General features: G+C 64.8%; 16 protein-coding genes and 1 tRNA gene. 5 read left to right on the forward strand and 12 right to left on the reverse strand.

Features of this window, described 5'->3' with window-relative positions; all coding sequences use genetic code 11:
* Positions 1–138: 138 nt before the first annotated feature.
* The 8 genes from AB0362_RS21550 to AB0362_RS21585 all read right to left on the reverse strand — a co-directional run bounded on the left by AB0362_RS21550 (position 139) and on the right by AB0362_RS21585 (position 7,615).
* Positions 139–1,518, reverse strand: coding sequence for an FtsX-like permease family protein (locus tag AB0362_RS21550; RefSeq protein ID WP_317547699.1), 1,380 nt, complete (start codon positions 1,516–1,518; stop codon positions 139–141).
* A complete protein-coding gene (locus tag AB0362_RS21555; RefSeq protein ID WP_300520976.1) occupies positions 1,515–2,267 on the reverse strand; it encodes an ABC transporter ATP-binding protein in 753 nt (250 codons plus the stop codon). Before AB0362_RS21555 ends, AB0362_RS21550 begins: the two co-directional genes overlap by 4 nt.
* Before the next feature lie 96 nt (positions 2,268–2,363).
* Entirely contained in the window at positions 2,364–3,023 is a 660-nt protein-coding gene (locus tag AB0362_RS21560) for a response regulator transcription factor (RefSeq protein ID WP_068049838.1), read from the reverse strand.
* Positions 3,023–4,219, reverse strand: a complete 1,197-nt coding sequence (locus AB0362_RS21565) for a sensor histidine kinase (protein ID WP_317547697.1) — start codon at positions 4,217–4,219, stop codon at positions 3,023–3,025. Before AB0362_RS21565 ends, AB0362_RS21560 begins: the two co-directional genes overlap by 1 nt.
* An 18-nt stretch (positions 4,220–4,237) precedes the next feature.
* Positions 4,238–4,867: a hypothetical protein gene (locus tag AB0362_RS21570; RefSeq protein WP_231893907.1), complete on the reverse strand. Its 630-nt coding sequence runs from the start codon at positions 4,865–4,867 to the stop codon at positions 4,238–4,240.
* A gap of 172 nt (positions 4,868–5,039) precedes the next feature.
* Positions 5,040–6,023 (reverse strand): ribose-phosphate diphosphokinase, encoded by a 984-nt coding sequence (locus tag AB0362_RS21575; protein ID WP_121870612.1) that lies wholly within the window; start codon positions 6,021–6,023, stop codon positions 5,040–5,042.
* Positions 6,020–7,492: a bifunctional UDP-N-acetylglucosamine diphosphorylase/glucosamine-1-phosphate N-acetyltransferase GlmU gene (gene glmU / locus AB0362_RS21580; RefSeq protein ID WP_317547696.1), complete on the reverse strand. Its 1,473-nt coding sequence runs from the start codon at positions 7,490–7,492 to the stop codon at positions 6,020–6,022. Before glmU ends, AB0362_RS21575 begins: the two co-directional genes overlap by 4 nt.
* Before the next feature lie 52 nt (positions 7,493–7,544).
* A tRNA-Gln gene (locus tag AB0362_RS21585) sits at positions 7,545–7,615 on the reverse strand.
* 287 nt (positions 7,616–7,902) lie between these two features.
* On the opposite strand from AB0362_RS21585, the gene AB0362_RS21590 reads away from it, so the two are divergent.
* Both AB0362_RS21590 and AB0362_RS21595 read left to right on the forward strand, forming a co-directional pair.
* Entirely contained in the window at positions 7,903–8,541 is a 639-nt protein-coding gene (locus tag AB0362_RS21590) for a TetR/AcrR family transcriptional regulator (protein ID WP_094613864.1), read from the forward strand.
* 189 nt (positions 8,542–8,730) lie between these two features.
* Complete coding sequence (locus AB0362_RS21595) at positions 8,731–9,375, forward strand: ScbR family autoregulator-binding transcription factor (protein ID WP_149405181.1); 645 nt, start codon at positions 8,731–8,733, stop codon at positions 9,373–9,375.
* Between the two features lies 1 nt (position 9,376).
* On the opposite strand, the gene AB0362_RS21600 is transcribed toward AB0362_RS21595, so the two are convergent.
* A complete protein-coding gene (locus tag AB0362_RS21600) occupies positions 9,377–10,357 on the reverse strand; it encodes an alpha/beta hydrolase (protein WP_121870611.1) in 981 nt (326 codons plus the stop codon).
* 55 nt (positions 10,358–10,412) lie between these two features.
* On the opposite strand from AB0362_RS21600, the gene AB0362_RS21605 reads away from it, so the two are divergent.
* From AB0362_RS21605 to AB0362_RS21615, 3 genes are all read left to right on the forward strand, one after another.
* Entirely contained in the window at positions 10,413–10,982 is a 570-nt protein-coding gene (locus AB0362_RS21605; protein WP_317547695.1) for a TetR/AcrR family transcriptional regulator, read from the forward strand.
* Positions 10,983–11,199: 217 nt separating this feature from the next.
* A complete protein-coding gene (mfd, locus tag AB0362_RS21610) occupies positions 11,200–14,778 on the forward strand; it encodes a transcription-repair coupling factor (protein ID WP_317547808.1) in 3,579 nt (1,192 codons plus the stop codon).
* A gap of 2 nt (positions 14,779–14,780) precedes the next feature.
* Complete coding sequence (locus tag AB0362_RS21615; protein WP_317532654.1) at positions 14,781–15,695, forward strand: MazG family protein; 915 nt, start codon at positions 14,781–14,783, stop codon at positions 15,693–15,695.
* A 108-nt stretch (positions 15,696–15,803) separates the two neighbouring features.
* Here AB0362_RS21615 and AB0362_RS21620 read toward each other — a convergent pair whose 3' ends face one another.
* From AB0362_RS21620 to efeO, 3 genes are all read right to left on the reverse strand, one after another.
* Positions 15,804–16,445: a dihydrofolate reductase family protein gene (locus tag AB0362_RS21620; protein WP_317532655.1), complete on the reverse strand. Its 642-nt coding sequence runs from the start codon at positions 16,443–16,445 to the stop codon at positions 15,804–15,806.
* Positions 16,446–16,652: 207 nt separating this feature from the next.
* Complete coding sequence (gene efeB, locus AB0362_RS21625) at positions 16,653–17,903, reverse strand: iron uptake transporter deferrochelatase/peroxidase subunit (protein ID WP_317532656.1); 1,251 nt, start codon at positions 17,901–17,903, stop codon at positions 16,653–16,655.
* Complete coding sequence (efeO, locus tag AB0362_RS21630; RefSeq protein WP_317532657.1) at positions 17,884–19,023, reverse strand: iron uptake system protein EfeO; 1,140 nt, start codon at positions 19,021–19,023, stop codon at positions 17,884–17,886. The genes efeB and efeO overlap by 20 nt, the downstream gene beginning before the upstream one ends.
* Position 19,024: the final 1 nt, after the last annotated feature.

The following is a 19,024-nucleotide window of genomic DNA, read 5'->3' on the forward strand; positions in this document are numbered from 1 at the left end:
GACGTTATCCACAGGCAGTGCCCGGCAGAGTGGGCACCAGTGCACACAACGATCGCCGATCGACGGAATCCCGTCGATCGGCGGCGATAGTGCGCAACCCTGCCCGGCCGGCATCACCCAGCACTGTCGAACACGAGGCTAGGCATCCGCCAACGCGACCACCGGCGAAATTCGATTCGCCCGTCGTGCCGGAGTCAGTGATGCCCCGAGTGCGAGGAGGCCACCGCACAGCACGGTTCCGGCGATGACGGACCACGGCAGAGTGGGGGCCGTGAGTCCGCGTGAATCCAGTGAGCCGAGCAGCGATTGTGCTGCGGCCCAGCCGTATCCGATGCCGAGGATCAGCCCGAAGCCCATCGAGGCCACCACCATCTGGCTGCTCTCCGAGACGATCATCGACCGAATCTGCTTGCGGGTGAATCCGAGTGCACGCAACAGACCGATCTCCCGGGTGCGCTGCAGAATGCTCAGCAGCAGGTTGTTCACCATCCCGACCGCCGCGATCACGGCCGAGAAGCCGATCAGTCCGGTCATGATTCCCACTGTCACGGTGAGGACCTGGTCGACGGAGGCTTCGTCGAACTCGTTGACGAGCATCGTCCGGTAGCTGTACATCGCGACCGCGAACGTGGTCACCAGCGTCACCCCGATCAGCAATCCCACCGCGGTGCGGGTGCTGCGATCCGGATAGCGAATTGCGTTGGCCGAGGCCAGTCTTGCTGCAGGTCCGCGGCCGAACAGTTTCCCGACCAGCCTCAGCGTTGCGGGCAGAATTCGATAGGCACCGACCATGATGCCGGTGAACGAGGCGACACCGCCGAGGAACGCGACCAGCACACCCGTCGGGTTCACCATCCCGATCAGGATTCCGAGCCCGAGCAGTGCCACTCCGCCGGCGATCAGCACGATCGACATGCCCGTCCTGATTCGACGCGACCGCGGAGCCTCCACTCCCGTGTCCACGGCACCCCCCGTTGCCTGAACAGGAGTCACGTCCAGCACCTTTCGAGACCCGACGTACGACGCGAGGGTCGTCGTCAGCACCACGATGACCACCGGCAGAATCACCAGCGGTTGGACGGACGTGTACTGCACGTCCGGCAGCTGACCGGCCGAGACCGCAACGGCTCGGGCCAGATGACTCGCTCCGACACCGACAACCAAACCGAGTGCACCACCGAACAATCCGACGAGAAAGCCTTCCCTGGCCACCGATCGACGCAGGTCACGCGCCCGTGCACCCAGTAAGCGCAGAAGAGCGATGGTGCGGGTGCGGCCCGCGACGATCGTCGCGAACGTGTTCGAGGTGACCACCGCCGCGACATACAGTGCGAGACCGATGAATACCAGCGCCACGCTGTACAGCGCAGTGACGGCAGCACCGTCGGTATCCCCGAAGATGTCGACCAGAAACGCCGTTGCCTGAATCAACACCACACCGAAGAACGACGCGAGCGAGGTCACCAGAAGACTGGCACCGTGCTCCTTCGACGCCTGAGCCGATGTCAACCCACTCATCGGACGCTCTCCATTCCCAGCATGTAGCTCGAAATTTGTTCCGCACTCGAACGTCCCAGTTCGTTGACGATGTGCCCGTCGGCGAGGAAGACGATGCGATCGGCGTAGCTTGCCGCGATGGGGTCGTGGGTGACCATCACGATCGACTGGCCGTACTCGCGCACCGCCGCGGCGAGTAGGCCGAGAACCTCACGGCCGGTGCGGGAATCGAGGTTGCCGGTGGGTTCGTCGGCGAAGATCAGATGTGGACGGGTCCCCAACGCGCGGGCGATCGCGACGCGCTGCTGCTGCCCACCCGAGAGCTGATGCGGCCGGTGGTTCACCCGCGCCTGCAACCCCAGGGTGTCGATTAGCTGCTCGATCCAGGCCGCCTCCTCGGCGGTGGGTGCACGGCCGTCGAGCTCGAACGGCAGCAGGATGTTGCCCCGAACATCGAGGGTGGGAACGAGATTGAAGGACTGGAAGATGAAGCCGACCTGCTTGCGTCGCAGCGTGGTCAGTGCGTCGTCGTTCGCCGAGGTGATGTCTGCACCGGCCAGCATCAGATGACCCGAGCTGGCGTTGTCCAATCCCGCCATCACATGCATGAGTGTCGATTTGCCGGAACCGGACGGTCCCATGATGGCGGTGAACTGGCCACCGTGAATGTCGAGAGAGACGTTGTCGAGGGCGCTCACCGGATTGGACGAGTCGCCGAAATGTTTGCTGACTTGGAATGCCCGGGCAACAGGGCCTGCTGTGATCGTCATGCCCACAACGCTATGAACTCAGCGGCCCCGAGTAATCAGGCGCGAGTCTCTGCGTCGTACATCTACAGGATGACTTCGGTGTCAGTCCCAAGCAGGTCAAGGCGAGTTGAGTCCGTGCTCGAATGCGTAGACCACCAACTGCACTCTGTCACGCAGGTGCAGCTTGGCGAAGATGCGACTGATGTGCGTTTTCACCGTCGCCTCGCTGAGGAATTCCATCTCGGCGATCTCGGAGTTGCTCAGCCCGCGGGCGGTGAGTCGGAAGAGTTCCTTCTCCCGCGCCGTGAGGGTGGCGAACTCGGCCGGCACCTTCGGCACCACCGGTGTCGGCGTGAAATGCGCCAGCAGACCCGTCGTCGCCGACGCGGCGATCACCGAGTTGCCTGCATGAACCGTCCGGATCGCCGCGAGCAGAAATTCCGGGTCGGCATCCTTGAGTACGAATCCGCTTGCCCCCGAACGAATCGCTCGCGCCGCACTCTCGTCGAGGTCGAACGTCGTCAGCACCAGAATCCGCGGGGGAGTATCGGATCCGGCCACGATCTGCTCGGTCGCGGCGATACCGTCGAGCACAGGCATCCGGACGTCCATGAGCATCACGTCGGGACGTGCCGACGCGGCGAGCTCGACGGCTTCCTTCCCGTTGCCCGCCTCACCGACGAACTCCAGATCGGGCTGCGAGGAGATGAGCATGCGGATGCCCGCGCGGAACAACTGCTGATCGTCGACCAGCGCTACCTTGATTCGATCGGACATCAGCTGATTCCCTTCGTGGATGAGCCGCCTGCAGGAAGCCAGGCTGTCACGGTCCACGACGACCCGTCGCCGGACGCGGTGCACATGCCACCGGCGAGGCTGGCGCGTTCTTTCATACCGGCGATTCCGTGGCCGCCCGATTCCGACGTCGAACGCGCCGAGGGCACGCTGTTGCACACCGTCAGTTCGATGCCGGCGGAGTCGGATTCGATGGTGACGATCACCGGCTTGTCGGGATCGCCGTGACGTAGGGCATTGGTCAGCGATTCCTGCACGATCCGGTAGAGCGCCAGGTGCGCACCGGCACCCAACGACACCGACGTGGTGTCGATCGACGAGTCGATGGTCAGGCCGGTCGCACGCACTTGGTCGAACAGGCGCTCGAGATCGTCGGGGGTGGGGTTCGGGAGATCGCCCTGACTGTGGCGCAGCTGTCCGAGCAACACCCGAACGTCGGACAGCGCCTCGCGCGCGGTGTCGGAGATGGTCGTCAGGGCAGTGTCGACGGCAGCGGGGTCGACGGCGCGCACATAGCGTGCACCGTCGGCCTGCGCGATCACCACGGCGAGCGAATGCGCCACGATGTCGTGCATGTCGCGGGCAATTCTGTTGCGCTCCTGCTCAATTGCCACTTCGTGTTCGGCGCGGGCCTGATGCACTTCGGCGAGCTCACGTGCGTGTGCGGATTCGATGGCGGTGCGCCGGGCATAGGCCAAGCGACCCAGGGCCCAGGACAACCCGAGCATCGCCCACAGGCCGACGAGGAGGAAGGCGAACTGCAGGAGTCGGGGTTCCTGGAAGCCCTCTTCCGTGGCCGGGCCGAACGGATTGCCGTCCACGAACGCCAGGTACAGAGCCGCTATCACGCCACCGGCGACGGCCGAAGCGAGCCCGAGGCGTCGAAGCACGTTGTCGCCGTACGCGGCCGAGCAGTACAGAATCGCGAAGATTGCGATGTCCGCCGAGAGGGGGAGTACCCCGCTGATCATCTGCACGACGGCCAGCACCCAGGCCAGTGCTAACGACAGTCGCGGTGACCGTCGCCGAACTGCCAGCGCGACGCCGAAACCGACCAGGACGCCGAAGCCTGCGGAACCGTACGGGCCGTCCAGCGTGGACGGCATCATGAGCAGAACGAAGACGACGGCGTAGGCGACGTCGAGCACCTGCCGTGAGATCGAACGCTTGCGCAGCACTCGATCAGACTACGTGGATCAGTTGGTGCGGCGACGAGCCTTCTCGAGCGCGGCCAGAGTCGACAGGACAGTGGTGCGCTGCCGTTCGAGATCCTTCATGCGCGCACGTGCCGGCAGGCCCTGAACGCCGTCGAGCGCGCTGATCTGCTCGTCGACGGAGGTGAGCTGGCCGAGCAACTTCTGCACACGGGACTGCAGTTCGATCGCATCGATCCCGGTGACGCCGGCCTGCGACTTCTTCGTCGGTGCCTTCGCGGGCGTTCCGGACGTCGTGGAGGCCGGTGCGTTGCCCGCGGCAGCGGCCCTGGGGCGCAAGGCTTTGCGGACGGCGGCAGGATCGGGCAGCTTCTCGAGCCGAATGCGGTTGAGCACCTCACGCGCATCCCGAGCGGTGACGCGGTACTCGCGCTCCTCCTCGTCCTCGGACGCCAGCGTGCCGCCCAGGGGCCGCAGGCCGTACATCCCGATGAAGTGCTTGGCCTCGTCGATGACGGCTTCCTTCTCGCGGCACAGACCACAGCGCGGCTCGTTTCGGAAGTCCTCGACGCTGTCGGTGCTACCGCACCAGACGCACCCGCCCGGCGTCCATCGGGCAATTCTGACCGTAGTAGTTCCAGCCGGGCCGTGGGGAGAGTCTGCGTCGATCACGACGAGTCATCTTAGGTGACAACGAAACCCGCCCCGCACACCCCCGTCTCGCGAGCTGCAGGTTCCGGTCACGGACGTGACGTAGTTCATGCAGAGCGGACGGAGAGTGGGCGGGGCGGAGTGAAACAGACCCGAAGGTCGGCAGTGGAGCCTGCGGAGTGACCCGAAAAGGCTATGCGCTGCCGTTGAACAAGCTTGTGACGGAGCCGTTTTCGAAGACCTCGCGGATGGTGCGAGCCAGCAGCGGCGCGATCGAGAGCTCGGTCAGCGTTGCGAAGCGCTTCTCGTCGCTGATCGGCAGGGTGTTGGTGACGACGACTTCCTTGGCACCGCAGTTCGCGAGCCGCTCGGCGGCCGGGTGGGACAGAACTCCGTGGGTGGCGGCGATGACGACGTCACCGGCTCCGGCTTCCTTGAGCACCTTCACGGCACCGGCGATGGTGCCGCCGGTGTCGATCATGTCGTCGATGAGGATGCAGGTGCGGCCTTCGACGTCACCGACGACGCGGTTGGACTTGACCTGGTTGGGCACCAACGGGTCACGTGTCTTGTGGATGAACGCCAGCGGCGCACCGTCGAACGAGTCGGCCCACTTCTCGGCGACGCGCACGCGGCCGGAGTCGGGGGAGACCACGGTGATGTGCTCGAGGCTGTAGGTCGCCCGGATGTGATCGGCGAGCTGGCTGTGTGCGTGCATGTGATCGACGGGGCCGTCGAAGAAGCCCTGGATCTGATCGGTGTGCAGGTCGACGGTGATGATGCGGTCGGCACCGGCGGTCTTGAGCAGATCCGCGACCAGACGAGCGGAGATGGGCTCGCGTCCCCGGTGCTTCTTGTCCTGACGCGCGTACGGGTAGAACGGCAGGATCGCGGTGATGCGCTTGGCCGATCCGCGCTTGAGCGCGTCGATCATGATGAGCTGTTCCATCAGCCACGTGTTGAGCGGGAACGGATGCGACTGCAGCACGAAGGCGTCCGATCCGCGGACCGACTCCTCGAAGCGAACGAAGATCTCGCCGTTGGCGAAGTCACGCGCGGTCTGCGGGGTGACGTCGATCCCGAGTTCCTTGGCGACCTGCTCGGCCAACTCCGGATGTGCTCGACCAGAAAACAACATCAGGTTCTTCTGGTTGTCGATCCAATTAGGGGTGGTCACTGCTCTTCGCCGTCCTTTTGTTCTTGCCGATCACGATCTGCGAGCGCCGCTGCTTTCGCAGCTTCGGTTCCGGGCCTGTTGTCGATGACCCAGCCTTCGATATTGCGTTGCTTGCCACCGGAGACGGCCAGCGCGCCGGGAGGAACATCGTCCCGAACCACTGTTCCTGCACCGGTGTAAGCGCCGTCGCCCACATGAACGGGAGCGACGAACGTCGAGTCGGAACCGGTCCGCACATGGGATCCGATTTCCGTGCGGCTCTTGTTGACACCGTCGTAGTTGGCGAAGACGTTGGAGCAACCGATGTTGCTGTGGTCGCCGATCGTGGCATCGCCGACGTAGGTGAGGTGCGGGACCTTGGTGTTGCGGCCGATCGTCGCGTTCTTGGTCTCCACGTAGGCACCGAGTTTGCCGCCCTCGCCCAGGACCGTGCCGGGACGCAGGTAGGTGAACGGTCCGACGGTGGCATCCGGTCCGATCACCGTCTGCTCGGCGTGGGTGCGCACGACCGACGCGCGCTCGCCGATCTCGACGTCACGCAGGGTCGAGTCCGGTCCGACGACCGCGTCGTCGGCGATGTGGGTCTTGCCGTGGAGCTGGACGCCGGGTTCGATGCGGACGTCCGCGCCGAGGGTGACGTCGATGTCGATCCAGGTGGTCGACGGATCGACGACGGTGACGCCGGCCCGCATGTGTCGTTCGACGATGTGACGGTTCAACACGGAGGTGACGTGCGCCAGCTGGACGCGGTCGTTGACGCCCACCACCAGATCGGGATCGGCGAGCTGGGTGCCGTAGACGGCTTTGCCGTCGGCCTTGCTGATCTTGACGACGTCGGTCAGATACAGCTCGTGCTGGGCGTTCGCGGTGCTGAGTTTGCCCAGGGCGGTACGCAGCGCCACGGCGTCGAACGCGTAGACGCCGGAGTTGACCTCACCGATCAGCACCTGAGCCGGGGTGGCGTCGGCGTGCTCGACGATCTCGGCCACCTCGCCGTCGTCGGTGCGGACGATACGGCCGTAGCCGTTCGCATCGTCCGGGACGAAGGTCAGCACCGTGGCGGCAGCGGGCCTGGGGGCGCTCAGGTGCTCGTCGAGCAGAGCTTTGAGAGTATGGCCGTCGAGCAGGGGCACGTCGGCGGCGGTGACGAGGATCGTGCCCTCGAAATCGTCGGGCAGGGCGGCCAGGCCGCACTGCACGGCATGTCCGGTGCCGAGCTGGCGATCCTGGACTGCGGTGTGAATCGTGCGCCCGAAGGTGGCCGCGAGGTCCTGGACGGCCTCGGTCACTCGTTCGCGATCGTGTCCGACGACGGTCACCAGGTGGTCAGGACCCAGGTCGGCGGCCGCGTGGAGGGCATGCGCGAGCATGGTGCGGCCGGCGAGGGGATGCAGAACTTTCGGAGTCTTCGACCGCATTCGGGTACCTGCACCCGCAGCGAGAACGACCACGGCGGTCTGCACAGGCATTGAGCTCCTCAGGCGGTAACGCGAAGACGGTATGCACGAATGATGTTGCTCGCTCCGCCGCCAGGACTCGAACCTGAACTATCTGAACCAAAATCAGAGGTGCTGCCATTACACCACGGCGGATAAACGGCCAGCGGTTTCGCCAGTGGCCGACGAATCGAACGACTCATTCGTTTGCCGCTGCGCTCCCACTGAGCGCAACGATCCTCGCACGCGAGGTGGTGGTGAGTCGAACCGCGATGAAGATTCCGCCCTCCGGGTCGTTCCTGCAGGCTCCACTCCCGCCCTCCGGGTCGTTCCTGCAGGCTCCACTCCCGCAGGGACAAACGGATGGATCGGACATCGTTAGTGTGGGGGAGGCGTCGATTCCGGCGTCGAAAATGCAGGGTCGGTAACGGGAGCGGTTTTCGATGACAGGCGCAGCCTCGGAGCAGGAACGCTCACCTCGGGTCCGAATGACAGGGACGCAGCGGCGCGAGCAGTTGATCGAGGTGGGGCGCACGCTGTTCGCCGAACGCGGGTACGAGGCCGCCTCGGTCGAGGAGATCGCCGGACGAGCGAACGTGTCCAAGCCGGTCGTCTACGAGCACTTCGGCGGTAAGGAAGGTCTCTACGCCGTCATCGTCGATCGGGAGATGTCGACGCTTCTCGGAATGATCACCAAATCACTCGACCTCAATCGCTCACGGATTCGCGTCGAACGCGTCGCACTTGCACTGCTCACCTACATCGAGGACCGCACCGACGGTTTCCGCATTCTCGTGCGCGATTCCCCTGCGGCTGCCGAGGACGGCAAGTACTCGTCGTTGCTCAACGAGGCCATCGGTCGCGTAGGGCACATGCTGGCCGGGGATTTCTCCCGCCGCGGACTCGATCCCGAGTTCGCGCCGATGTACGCCCAGGCGCTGGTCGGAATGGTGTCGATGACGGCGCAGTGGTGGCTCGACGTGCGGACACCGTCGAAAGAAGTGGTTGCGGCGCATGTGGTCAACCTGTGCTGGAACGGGCTGACGAATCTGGAAGCCGACCCTCGATTGACCGAGGAATGAGAACTCGGTTTCGTCTCTTCGCGGTTAAAGAGGGGGTATCGTCCCCTTTGTCGGTCATGAGAGCTGTGTCACACACGGCGTAAGGCTCGATCGGACCGATGCATGTTGGCACGAGACGTAAAGCAAGTCAGTGGTACCGTTCGGGCGTAATTTGCGCAGTGGCAGTTCAGAATTGCGAAGGCGGATCCCATGGTCAGGCAGGCCCGCGCTGAAATAACCCGCGACACCGTGCTCGCGGGCGCAGCGAACGTATTTCTGCGCCTGGGGTACGCGAACGCGAGTCTCAGCGAAATCATCTCTCAGTCCCAGGTCACCAAAGGCGCTCTGTACTTCCACTTCGGTTCCAAGGAAGAACTCGCGCGTGCGGTCATCGACGAGGGCAACGCTCGGCTGACCACTGCGTGCATGCAGTTCAACGACGGTCGCATCCCCGCACTCGAGGCGGCGATCGGCATCTCCTACATCGTCGTCGACCTTTCGGTCAGCGACCCCATGGTCTCGGCCATGCTCCGGCTGAGCCATCAGATCGGCGATTACCGCGGCACCGAGGGCAATGTCATGGCCGGGTGGAGCGAGTCGTTCGACAAGCTCGCCGCCAAGGCCATCGCGCAAGGCGACATCGACCCCAACTCGGACTCGCGCACCATCGGTTCGCTCGTGCTCGAGATCCTGGCCGGCGTGCACATGGTTGCGGTTGCCACCTCCACCACCGAGGAACTGCCGTCGCGCATGGAGCGTCTCTGGTACTACCTTCTCCCGGCTCTGGTCCCCGCCAACAAGCTGGACTACTTCCGCGAATTCGCAGCGCGTCGAGTCATCCGCTTCGGCCCGTAACTCACGAGTTCTTCGCAACGAAAGCCGCTACGTCGTCGCGCAGTCGATCCGGGTATTCACCGTTGATCGCATGTGAGGCGTCGGGATAGAGATGGACTGTCCCATCGGGCAGAGTTCTCTCGGCCGTGGTAGCGGCTTCCTCGGCGTCGTGCATCACCGACCTGCCCGCGATGATTGCCAGCACGGGCACGTCGAGTGTCGCGAGTTCCTTGTCGGTGATGCGCGTGGGCTGCGGCAGTTTCAGCGAGTAGCCCTGCATACCGGCTTCGATCATGTCTGCGATAGGAACGTCCTGGACCTCCGCGTCGCCTGCGGTATAGGAGTTGAAGCTGTCCCGCCAGGATTTCGGAAGCCACGGCACGGCCGCCGGTAGGGCGCGAATCGCAGTGCCCCAGGGAATGTCGGCGAAGGTCTGGGCCGGGTCTATCAGAGTGAGAGTGGCCAGGTGGGTGCTGTCGTGCACCGCCAGGTTCGTCGCGGTCCACCCGCCGATCGACAGCCCGACGAGATGGACCTGATCGGCGGGTAGCGCCTCGAGTGTCTGGTCGAGCCACGCAGCCTGGTCCTCGTCGCTGGAGATCGGCCGTTCCTGGATGCTCCGTCCCGGCTCGCCGAGCAGGTCGACGGTGTAGACGTCACCGATGGTCAGCAGGCCGGGCAGGTTGGCCGCCCAAACCGGCGTGCCCGAGGAACGGCCCGGCAGAAGGAGCAGCGGGTGGGTGGAGGTTCCCGTGCCATCGAACCGATACACGCGGACGACGCCGTAGTCGGTTCTGATGTCGAGCGTCTCCGCAGGATTCGGTAGATCTTCGAACGCGCGGTCGTAGGCGGCGAGGAATCTGTCCTCGCTCGCTGCGCTGTTCCAGTGGCCGACCGGTGAGGGCGACCGGAGTGCGAACGCGAGGGCGAGCGCGCCGACGGTCAATGCCCCGGCGGTGATCTTCAGGTATCGACGCCGTGTGCTCGCTGCTCGGACGTTCATTCGGGATCTCTTAACCGATCGGTAAGTAATTCAACCGTACGGTAGGCTGGCGAGCGTGGCAACGAGAGAACCGAGCTTCATCGAGCGCGCGCGACGCGCTCAGCTGATCGACGTCACGATCGACGCGGTCGCCCGGCACGGGTATGCGAAGGTCTCGCTCGCGCGCATCGCGGACAGTGCCGGAATCACGAAAGCGGCTGTGCTGTATCACTTTCGGACCAAGGATGCGGTGATCGACGCGGCGTATCGATTCGTTCTCGCAGCGCTGGTCGAGGACGTGGCTGCCGCGGTCGAGGCCGTCGACGCGCGGAAGGGACCCGAGGCGTACGTGCGTGCGATGATCGGCCACCTACGCGATCACCCGACGCACACCCGGATGTTGGTCGAGGCGCTCGGCAACTCGGCTCTGGGGCACACCCCGGAAGACCGATGGCGTCCGTTGGCCGACCTCATCGACGCATCCGTCCGGGCTCGCGGGACGGCCGGCATCGATTCGCGCACCCTGGCCATCATCGTCGGCGGGGGAATCGATGCGATCGTCACCGAGCGCCTGCACGACCCGGAGTACGACTCGGCTGCTGCTGCCGAGTCTCTCGCGGCGATGTTGGACGCAGCTCTGAGGTAGTCCGTCGGCGTCTCCCGCCTGCCGGGCTGTCGGTGTGCTCCCATAGACTCGCTGAGGACTGTGCGTAAGCAGCCGTCGCCTCGAATCGCTTCTAGGAGCATTGCTGTTGTCTTCCGATTCTCTGCCTGCCATTTCTCCATCCGGGCCGGCCCCGATCGTTCCCGACGCGGCGCTGCAACTCTCGGGTCTGGCCAGCGTCGCGCTGACGGATTCGTCCATGGTGGCCGTCGCCGATGCGATCGGAACCGCCGAGCACACGCTCATCGGACCGCACTCGGTTCGCCCGTTCGTTGCCGCCGCGATCGCTCAGCACACGCAGCTGTTGATCGTCACCGCCACCGGACGTGAAGCGGACGATCTCACCGACGAACTGCGCCAGATCCTCGGCGGCGGCGTTGTCATGTTCCCGTCGTGGGAGACGCTTCCGCACGAGCGACTCTCACCGAGCGCCGACACCGTGGGCAAGCGGCTGGACGTACTCCGCCGGCTCGCTCGCCCCGGCGACACCGATTACGGCGATCCTCTGCGCGTCATCGTCACCACCGTCCGCTCGTTGGTGCAGCCGATGGCACCCGGTCTGGGCGAGATCGAACCCGTGACCCTGAAGGTCGGCCTGGACATCGACTTCGACGGCTTGATCCATCGACTCGTCGAGTTCGGCTACCTGCGCGTGGACATGGTCGGCAAGCGCGGTGAGTTCGCCGTCCGCGGCGGCATCCTCGACCTCTTCTCGCCGACGGCAGATCACCCGGTGCGTGTGGAATTCTGGGGCGACGAGATCACCGAGCTTCGCGCGTTCGCGGTCTCCGATCAGCGTTCGCTGCCCGATCACGAGGTCGATCTCGTCATCGCTCCGCCGTGCCGCGAGTTGCTTCTCACCCAGGAAGTTCGCGACCGCGCCGCGGTACTCGCAGCCGACAACGCCGGCGACACCGCGTTGGTCGAGATGCTCGACAAGCTGTCCGCCGGCGTCCCGGTCGAGGGCATGGAGGCGTTGCTGCCGCTGCTGCAGCCGGGTGAATTGCAGTTGCTCGCCGATACTCTCCCCGCAGGTACACACGTATTGCTCTGCGACCCCGAGCGAATCCGCACGCGCGCAACCGATCTGGTACGCACGGGCCAGGAGTTCCTCGAAGCATCCTGGACGGCAGCATCGATCGGTGGAGTTGCGCCGCTCGATACCTCCACCCTGGACACCTCCAGCCTCGAAGGTGCGTCACTGGATCTCGGTGCCTCGGCCTACCGTTCGCTGCGACAGGTTCGGGAGTCGGCTCAGGTGCACGGTCGGCCGTGGTGGACCATCAGCCCGTTGGCATCCGGAAACGGCGAAGAAGTCGAACTCGCCGTCGATTCGGTCCCGGAGGTCCGTGGGTCCGAGGAAGCACTGACGGCCCTGTTCGCCACGCTGCGAGCCCATATCGCCACCGGTGGTCGTGCGGTCATCTCGGTCGCGGGCGCCGGTACCGCCACCCGCATCATCGAACGCCTCGCCGAGGCCGAAGTGCCTGCGGCACATCTCGATTCCGGTGCGGTCCCGGTCGCCGACATCGTGAACGTCCTGTGTGGATCGTTGCACGACGGTCTGGTGTTTCCCGACGCGAAACTCGTGGTCGTCACCGAGAGCGACCTGACCGGCAACCGCGTGGCCGCAGCGGGCGAGGGACGTAAGCTCCCGGCGAAGCGTCGTAATCAGGTCGATCCGCTCGCGCTCGTCGCCGGCGACAGCGTCGTGCACGATCAGCACGGCATCGGTCGATTCGTCGAGATGGTCGAACGCACCATCGGTGGTGCTCGACGCGAATACCTCGTCGTCGAGTACGCACCCAGCAAGCGCGGCCATCCTGGAGACCGACTCTTCGTCCCGATGGACTCGCTCGATCAGCTCTCGCGTTACGTCGGCGGCGAGCTGCCGTCTCTGAGCAAGCTCGGCGGATCCGACTGGGCCAACACCAAACGCAAGGCGCGCAAGGCAGTTCGCGAGATCGCCGGCGAGCTGGTGCAGCTGTACGCGGCTCGTCAGGCAGCTCCCGGGCATGCCTTCGGACCCGACACCCCGTGGCAGCTCGAGATGGAAGATGCGTTCGGATTCACCGAGACGGTCGACCAGATGACGGCCATCACCGACGTCAAGGCCGACATGGAGAAGGCGGTTCCGATGGACCGCGTCATTCTCGGTGACGTCGGCTACGGCAAGACCGAGATCGCGGTTCGCGCCGCATTCAAGGCGGTGCAGGACGGCAAGCAGGTCGCCGTGCTGGTGCCGACAACACTTCTGGCGCAACAGCATCTGCAGACCTTCACTGCTCGCATGGCGTCGTTCCCGGTGACCGTCAAGGGGCTCTCGCGCTTCACTCACGGCTCCGAATCCAAAGAGGTCATGGCGGGGCTGGCCGACGGTACGGTCGACATCGTCGTCGGTACGCACCGGTTGTTGCAGACCGGTGTCGCCTGGAAGGACCTCGGGTTGGTCATCGTCGACGAGGAGCAGCGCTTCGGCGTCGAGCACAAGGAGCACATCAAGTCGCTCCGAACCCACGTCGACGTCCTGACGATGTCTGCGACTCCTATTCCGCGAACGCTCGAGATGAGCCTCGCCGGCATCCGCGAGATGTCGACCATCCTCACTCCGCCCGAGGAGCGGCACCCGGTGCTCACCTACGTGGGCGCGTACAACGACAAGCAGGTCGCCGCGGCCATCAGGCGTGAGCTGCTGCGTGACGGCCAGGTGTTCTTCGTGCACAACCGAGTCAGCTCGATCGACAAGGCCGCCAAGAAGATTCGCGATCTGGTCCCGGAGGCCAGGGTGGCGACGGCGCACGGTCAGATGAACGAGGAAACACTCGAGCGCACCGTGCAAGGGTTCTGGCAGCGCGAGACCGACGTCCTGGTGTGTACCACCATCATCGAGACCGGCCTCGACATCTCCAACGCCAACACCCTGATCGTGGAGCGGTCCGATTCGCTCGGCCTGTCCCAGTTGCATCAGCTGCGCGGTCGAGTGGGCCGTAGCCGCGAGCGTGGCTACGCGTACTTCCTGTACCCGCCCGAGAAGCCGCTCACCGAAACGGCCTACGACCGATTGGCGACCATCTCGCAGAACTCCGACCTCGGTGCCGGTATGGCGGTGGCGATGAAGGACCTCGAAATCCGCGGTGCCGGAAACGTTCTGGGAGCAGAGCAGTCCGGTCACGTCGCGGGCGTCGGATTCGACCTGTACGTGCGGCTCGTCGGTGAAGCAGTCGAGGCGTACCGCGCGGCCGCCGACGGAAAGCCCATCACCACCGACGAAGCCCCCAAGGAAGTGCGCATCGACCTTCCCGTCGACGCCAACATCCCACCGGACTACGTCACCAGCGATCGGTTGCGCCTCGAGGGTTACCGAAAGCTCGCTGCGGCAGCCGATTCCGAGGGCATCGACGCGGTCATCGAAGAACTCGTCGACCGGTACGGTCCGCTGCCCGAGGAGGTCGGCCGCCTGGTCTCCATCGCCAAGCTGCGGCTTATCGCGAAGGAATACGGCCTGACCGACGTCAATGTTGCCGGAACACAGGTGAAGCTGGCTCCGATGGACCTGCCCGACTCCAAGCAGATCCGCCTCAAGCGGCTCTACCCGAGCGCTGCCTATCGGGCCACCACCGGTGTGGTGCAGTTGCCGCTGCCGCGCGTCGAAGGCGGCGGCGTGGGGGCGGCGCGCGTACGCGACGTCGAATTGGTGCAGTTCATCGCCGATCTCATCCTATCCTTGGACGGTAAGCCATCTCGGTCGGTGTTGTTGGAGCAAACAGTGGGGGTGTAGCGGTGACGGTAGTTCTGCTCGACCCTGTTCGGCCCACACAAGTGCCGGTGGATGCTGTCGAATTTCTCGGCGGTGCAGTGCAATTCACCGAAGAAGTGCCGGTGCGAGTGCGGTGGCTGTTCTCCGGAACCGCTGCGCCCGACGCCGTCGACGCGGTGCTGGTGAGCACCGATCCCGCCAACCCCGACGTCCAGGAACGGATTGCACGCGGAGAACGGGTCATCGCCGCCGAGAAGCTGCCCGGTGACGACCTCATTGCGGCGGTCCGGCTCATGGATCGGCTGCGCACCCTCGGCGGATGGGAAGCGCAGCAGACTCACGAGTCGTTGCGGGGCTACCTGCTGGAAGAAACGTACGAGCTGCTCGACGCCATCGCCGCGGGCAACCTGGTGGACTTGCGCGAGGAACTCGGAGACCTGTTGCTGCAGGTGCTGTTCCATTCCAGGATCGCTCAGGATGCCGCCGAGAACGCGTTCGATGTCGACGACGTCGCCGCAGGACTCGTCGCCAAACTCACCCATCGCAGCCCACACCTCGGTCGAACGGGCAACGGCCCCATCGACATTGCCGAACAAGAGCGAGCCTGGGAAGAGAAGAAGGCGTCGGAGAAGGCACGCGGATCCTGCGTCGACGGAATCGCCCTGTCTCAGCCGTCACTCGCCCTGGCGCAGAAAGTGATCGGACGGGCCACCAAGGCAGGCCTGCCCGACGAGCTGATTCCCGACGGCCTACGCGTCGTACACATCGGGGTCGATCACTCGCACGGTGGAGACAGTGCCGAGGACCTGCTGAGGCGTCGGGTATTGGATTTCGCTGTGTTGATCCGTAATGCCGAAGCCTCCGCCCGCAATGCAGGCATCGGGCCGGGGGAGATGTCTGCACTCGACTGGATCGAGCACTGGGGTCTGCGAGGCTGAGGGCTCACCACCCCGCCCGCTCTCTCTCCGTACCCTCGTCCCTCGGGTTGGGATCAATGTGGGGTTCAGTCGGTCAGAGTGCAACAAAGTGGCATTGATCCGGCCCGGCTACCTGCGCCAGAACAAGTGATGAGTGATGCCGCTGCTACTGGGGACGACCTCGTGCTCGAATCTGTCGTTCAACTCGTCGGGTGAATCCCACAGCTTCAGGCCCGAGCCGAATTCGATGGGCGAGACGACGATGTGCATGGTGTCGACGAGATCGGCGTCGAGGAATTCCCGAATACTGGTGACGCCGCCGCCGAGTCGCACGTCCTTACCGTCGGCTGCCTCCTTTGCTTGCTTCAGTACTTCGGAGGGCTCCCCGTCGACGAAGTGAAACGTTGTGTCGGAGAGCGTGATCGAGGGTCGCTCGTGGTGTGTGAGCACAAAGACTGGAGTGTGGAACGGCGGCTCGTCACCCCACCAGCCCTGCCATTCGTGGTCGGTCCACGGTCCGCGTTGGGGTCCGAACTTGTGCCGGCCCATGATCTCGGCACCGATGTTGTTCGCGAAGTCGCGGGCGAAGTAGTCGTCGAGTCCGCGACTACCACCCGAACCGGCGTTTCCAGGAAAGCTGGCGGTGCCGAAGTACCATCCCATCAGGGCCAGATGGTCGAGTCCGAACGGGCTCTCGAAGCTCTGGTCGACCCCCGCAGCGATTCCGTCGCTCGACACGGTGAAGTTCTGTACCCGAACAAGCTGTCCCATGTGTGCTCCCGAAGTCGATGATAGGACGTACGACGTATGGACCGAGCCGACTGTACGAACTCACCGCTCGACCGCGTCAATGGACCACTGCAGCGGTCAGACGTATGCAGTGTGCCATCCACGCAGACCGGGGTCTCGCGTGAATGAACCCTTGCAGCGGTCAGACGTATGCAAGGGTCCATTGACGCGGACGGGGGGCGGGCACGTCTACTCGAACAGTGTCGAACCCCAATACTCGGATTCTTCGACGCCGGGTGGGCAGGCGAATACCGCAGACCCGACGTGTTGGATGTATTCGTTCAGTGCGTCCTTGCGCGAGAGTGCCAGTTGCATCGGGACGAATTGGGTCAGTGGGTCGCGGCAGTAGGCGATGAAGAACAGTCCGGCGTCGAGGTGGCCGAAGCCGTCGGATCCGTCGGTGAAGTTGTATCCCCGACGCAGGAGTTGGACGCCACCGAGGTTTTCATTCGACGCCAAGCGCACGTGCGCGGTCTTGTCGATGAAGGTGCCCTCGGGTCCCTGGGACTCGAAGTCGAGTGCGTCGAATTCGTCCTTCTGGCCCAGCGGTGCGCCGGTTCCCTTGCTGCGCCCGATCACTCGCTCTTGTTCCTTCAACGTGGTGCGGTCCCAGGATTCGATGAGCATGCGAATTCGACGCGCCACGAGGTACGAGCCGCCGGCCATCCATTCCTGATCATCATCGGCAGCAACCCACACGTTGTCGTCCAGCAACGACGGGTCCTCGGCCTTGAGGTTGGCCGTTCCATCCTTGAAGCCGAACAGGTTTCGCGGTGTGGCCTGGGTAGTCGAGGTGGACGATGTCCGCCCGAACCCGAGTTGTGACCACTTGACCGACACGGTGCCGAATCCGACGCGAGCGAGGTTGCGGATCGCGTGGACGGCAACCTGCGGGTCGTCGGCGCAGGCCTGGATGCAGAGGTCGCCGCCGGAGCGACGCGGGTCTAGGTTGTCGGCCGGGAAATGCTGCAGATCGGCAAGGGACGCAGGCTTTTTCGATGCCAGGTCGAATCGATCGAACATCGACGGTCCGAACCCGATCGTCAACGTCAGCGACGACGCCGTCAGGCCGAGTGCTTCGCCGGTATCCGACGGCACGTTGTACTCGCCACCGTCGACCGCGCCGCCGTCGAAGGTCTCCTCACCATGCACCAACCGCTCGGCCATCAGCGTCCACTTCTTCAGCAGCGCAACGAAATCCTCCCGAGAATCGGTGGTGATGTCGAAGGCGACGAAGTGCATGCGATCCTGGGCCGGGGTGACGATTCCGGCCTGATGGTCTCCGCGAAATTCGACGACATCCGATGTCGGCACCTCGGCGCCCGACGCCGTCGCATGTCCCGCGATTGCCCCGACTCCGACGAGTGCAGCACCGGTCCCGACGGCACCGAAGAGGCGCCGCCGGGAGAACTGGCCGGTCTTATTGTCCTGCAACGACACCCTGCACCTGGCTCACTTCGGCGGACAATGCGTCGATCTTGTTGGACAGTTCCTGGCGCTGCGGCTCGGTCACGGTGTCGTAGAAGACGAAGCCGTCGCCGTTGCGGTACTTGGCGAGTTCGGCATCGAGTTCGGCGAAGCGTGCGTCGATCGCGGTGCCCAGCTCGGCGTTGCGCTCGTCGAGGATGGGGCGGACGGCGGCGATGGCGGCCTGCGAGCCGTCGACGTTGGCTTGGAAGTCCCACAGGTCGGTGTGCGAGAAGAAGTCCTCTTCGCCGCTGATCTTGGTCTTGGCGACCTCGTCGAGCAATCCCTGTGCGCCGCCTGCCACCTGGATCGGGTCGATGGTGAAGTCTTCGGCCTTGATCTTGTCTGCGAGCTCGGTGATGTCGGCCTCGAGCTGATCGGCCATCGCGTTCGTGTCGGGCTGCAGTCCCTGTGTCCACAGGTCCTTCTCGATGCGGTGGAAGCCGGTCCATTCGGCCCCTGGCTCCACGTCGGGCTCACGCAGATCGATGCGGGGGTCGAGGTCGTCGGGGAAGCTCTCGGCGACGGGCTCGATGCGCTCGTAATAGCTACGCGTGATGGGGAATTGAGCCTTGGCCGCGTCGACGTCTCCGCTCTTGACGGCGGTGACGAACGAGGCGGTGGTCTCCTGCAAGGCATCGATCTGGCTGACGACGTACCGCTTGTACCCGGCTGCGGCCTCGGTGAGGAGTCCGTCCTCGCCTGCGGTGCGGACCGAGTCGCCGGTGACGACGTAGTCGGCGCGGATACCGTCGCCCACCATGCCTGCCTTGCAGGCGGTTTGGTACGTGCCGGGATCGGGCAGGGCGACGATGAGCTGACGCGTCAGGCCGGGTCCGATGTTCTCCACCTCGCCCATGACGCGGTCGCCTTCGCCGTAGACGTAGAACTCGGTGACCTTGCTGCCGTTGTTGGTGATCTGGAACGTCGAGTTCCCGGTGGTGCCCTCGGAAGCGCCGACGTCGCAGGAGGAGTCGGTCGCGGTGACGGCGATATCGCCCGACGCGGCCTCGGTGGAGGACTTCTCGGTGCAGCCGGCCAGAGCCATCGGCAGAACCGCGACGGCGGCCAGAGCGTAGGTGGTACGACGCATG

Source organism: Rhodococcus sp. NPDC079359 (assembly GCF_040702585.1).
Lineage (GTDB): Bacteria > Actinomycetota > Actinomycetes > Mycobacteriales > Mycobacteriaceae > Rhodococcoides.

Bases quoted from the DNA above. Each gene is read 5' to 3' on its own strand.
- AB0362_RS21550 (WP_317547699.1), bottom strand. From the start codon at position 1,518: ATGAGTGGGTTGACATCGGCTCAGGCGTCGAAGGAGCACGGTGCCAGT.
- AB0362_RS21555 (WP_300520976.1), bottom strand. From the start codon at position 2,267: ATGACGATCACAGCAGGCCCTGTTGCCCGGGCATTCCAAGTCAGCAAA.
- AB0362_RS21560 (WP_068049838.1), bottom strand. From the start codon at position 3,023: ATGTCCGATCGAATCAAGGTAGCGCTGGTCGACGATCAGCAGTTGTTC.
- glmU (WP_317547696.1), bottom strand. From the start codon at position 7,492: ATGCCTGTGCAGACCGCCGTGGTCGTTCTCGCTGCGGGTGCAGGTACC.
- AB0362_RS21590 (WP_094613864.1), top strand. From the start codon at position 7,903: ATGACAGGCGCAGCCTCGGAGCAGGAACGCTCACCTCGGGTCCGAATG.
- AB0362_RS21595 (WP_149405181.1), top strand. From the start codon at position 8,731: ATGGTCAGGCAGGCCCGCGCTGAAATAACCCGCGACACCGTGCTCGCG.
- AB0362_RS21600 (WP_121870611.1), bottom strand. From the start codon at position 10,357: ATGAACGTCCGAGCAGCGAGCACACGGCGTCGATACCTGAAGATCACC.
- mfd (WP_317547808.1), top strand. From the start codon at position 11,200: ATGGTGGCCGTCGCCGATGCGATCGGAACCGCCGAGCACACGCTCATC.
- AB0362_RS21620 (WP_317532655.1), bottom strand. From the start codon at position 16,445: ATGGGACAGCTTGTTCGGGTACAGAACTTCACCGTGTCGAGCGACGGA.
- efeO (WP_317532657.1), bottom strand. From the start codon at position 19,023: ATGCGTCGTACCACCTACGCTCTGGCCGCCGTCGCGGTTCTGCCGATG.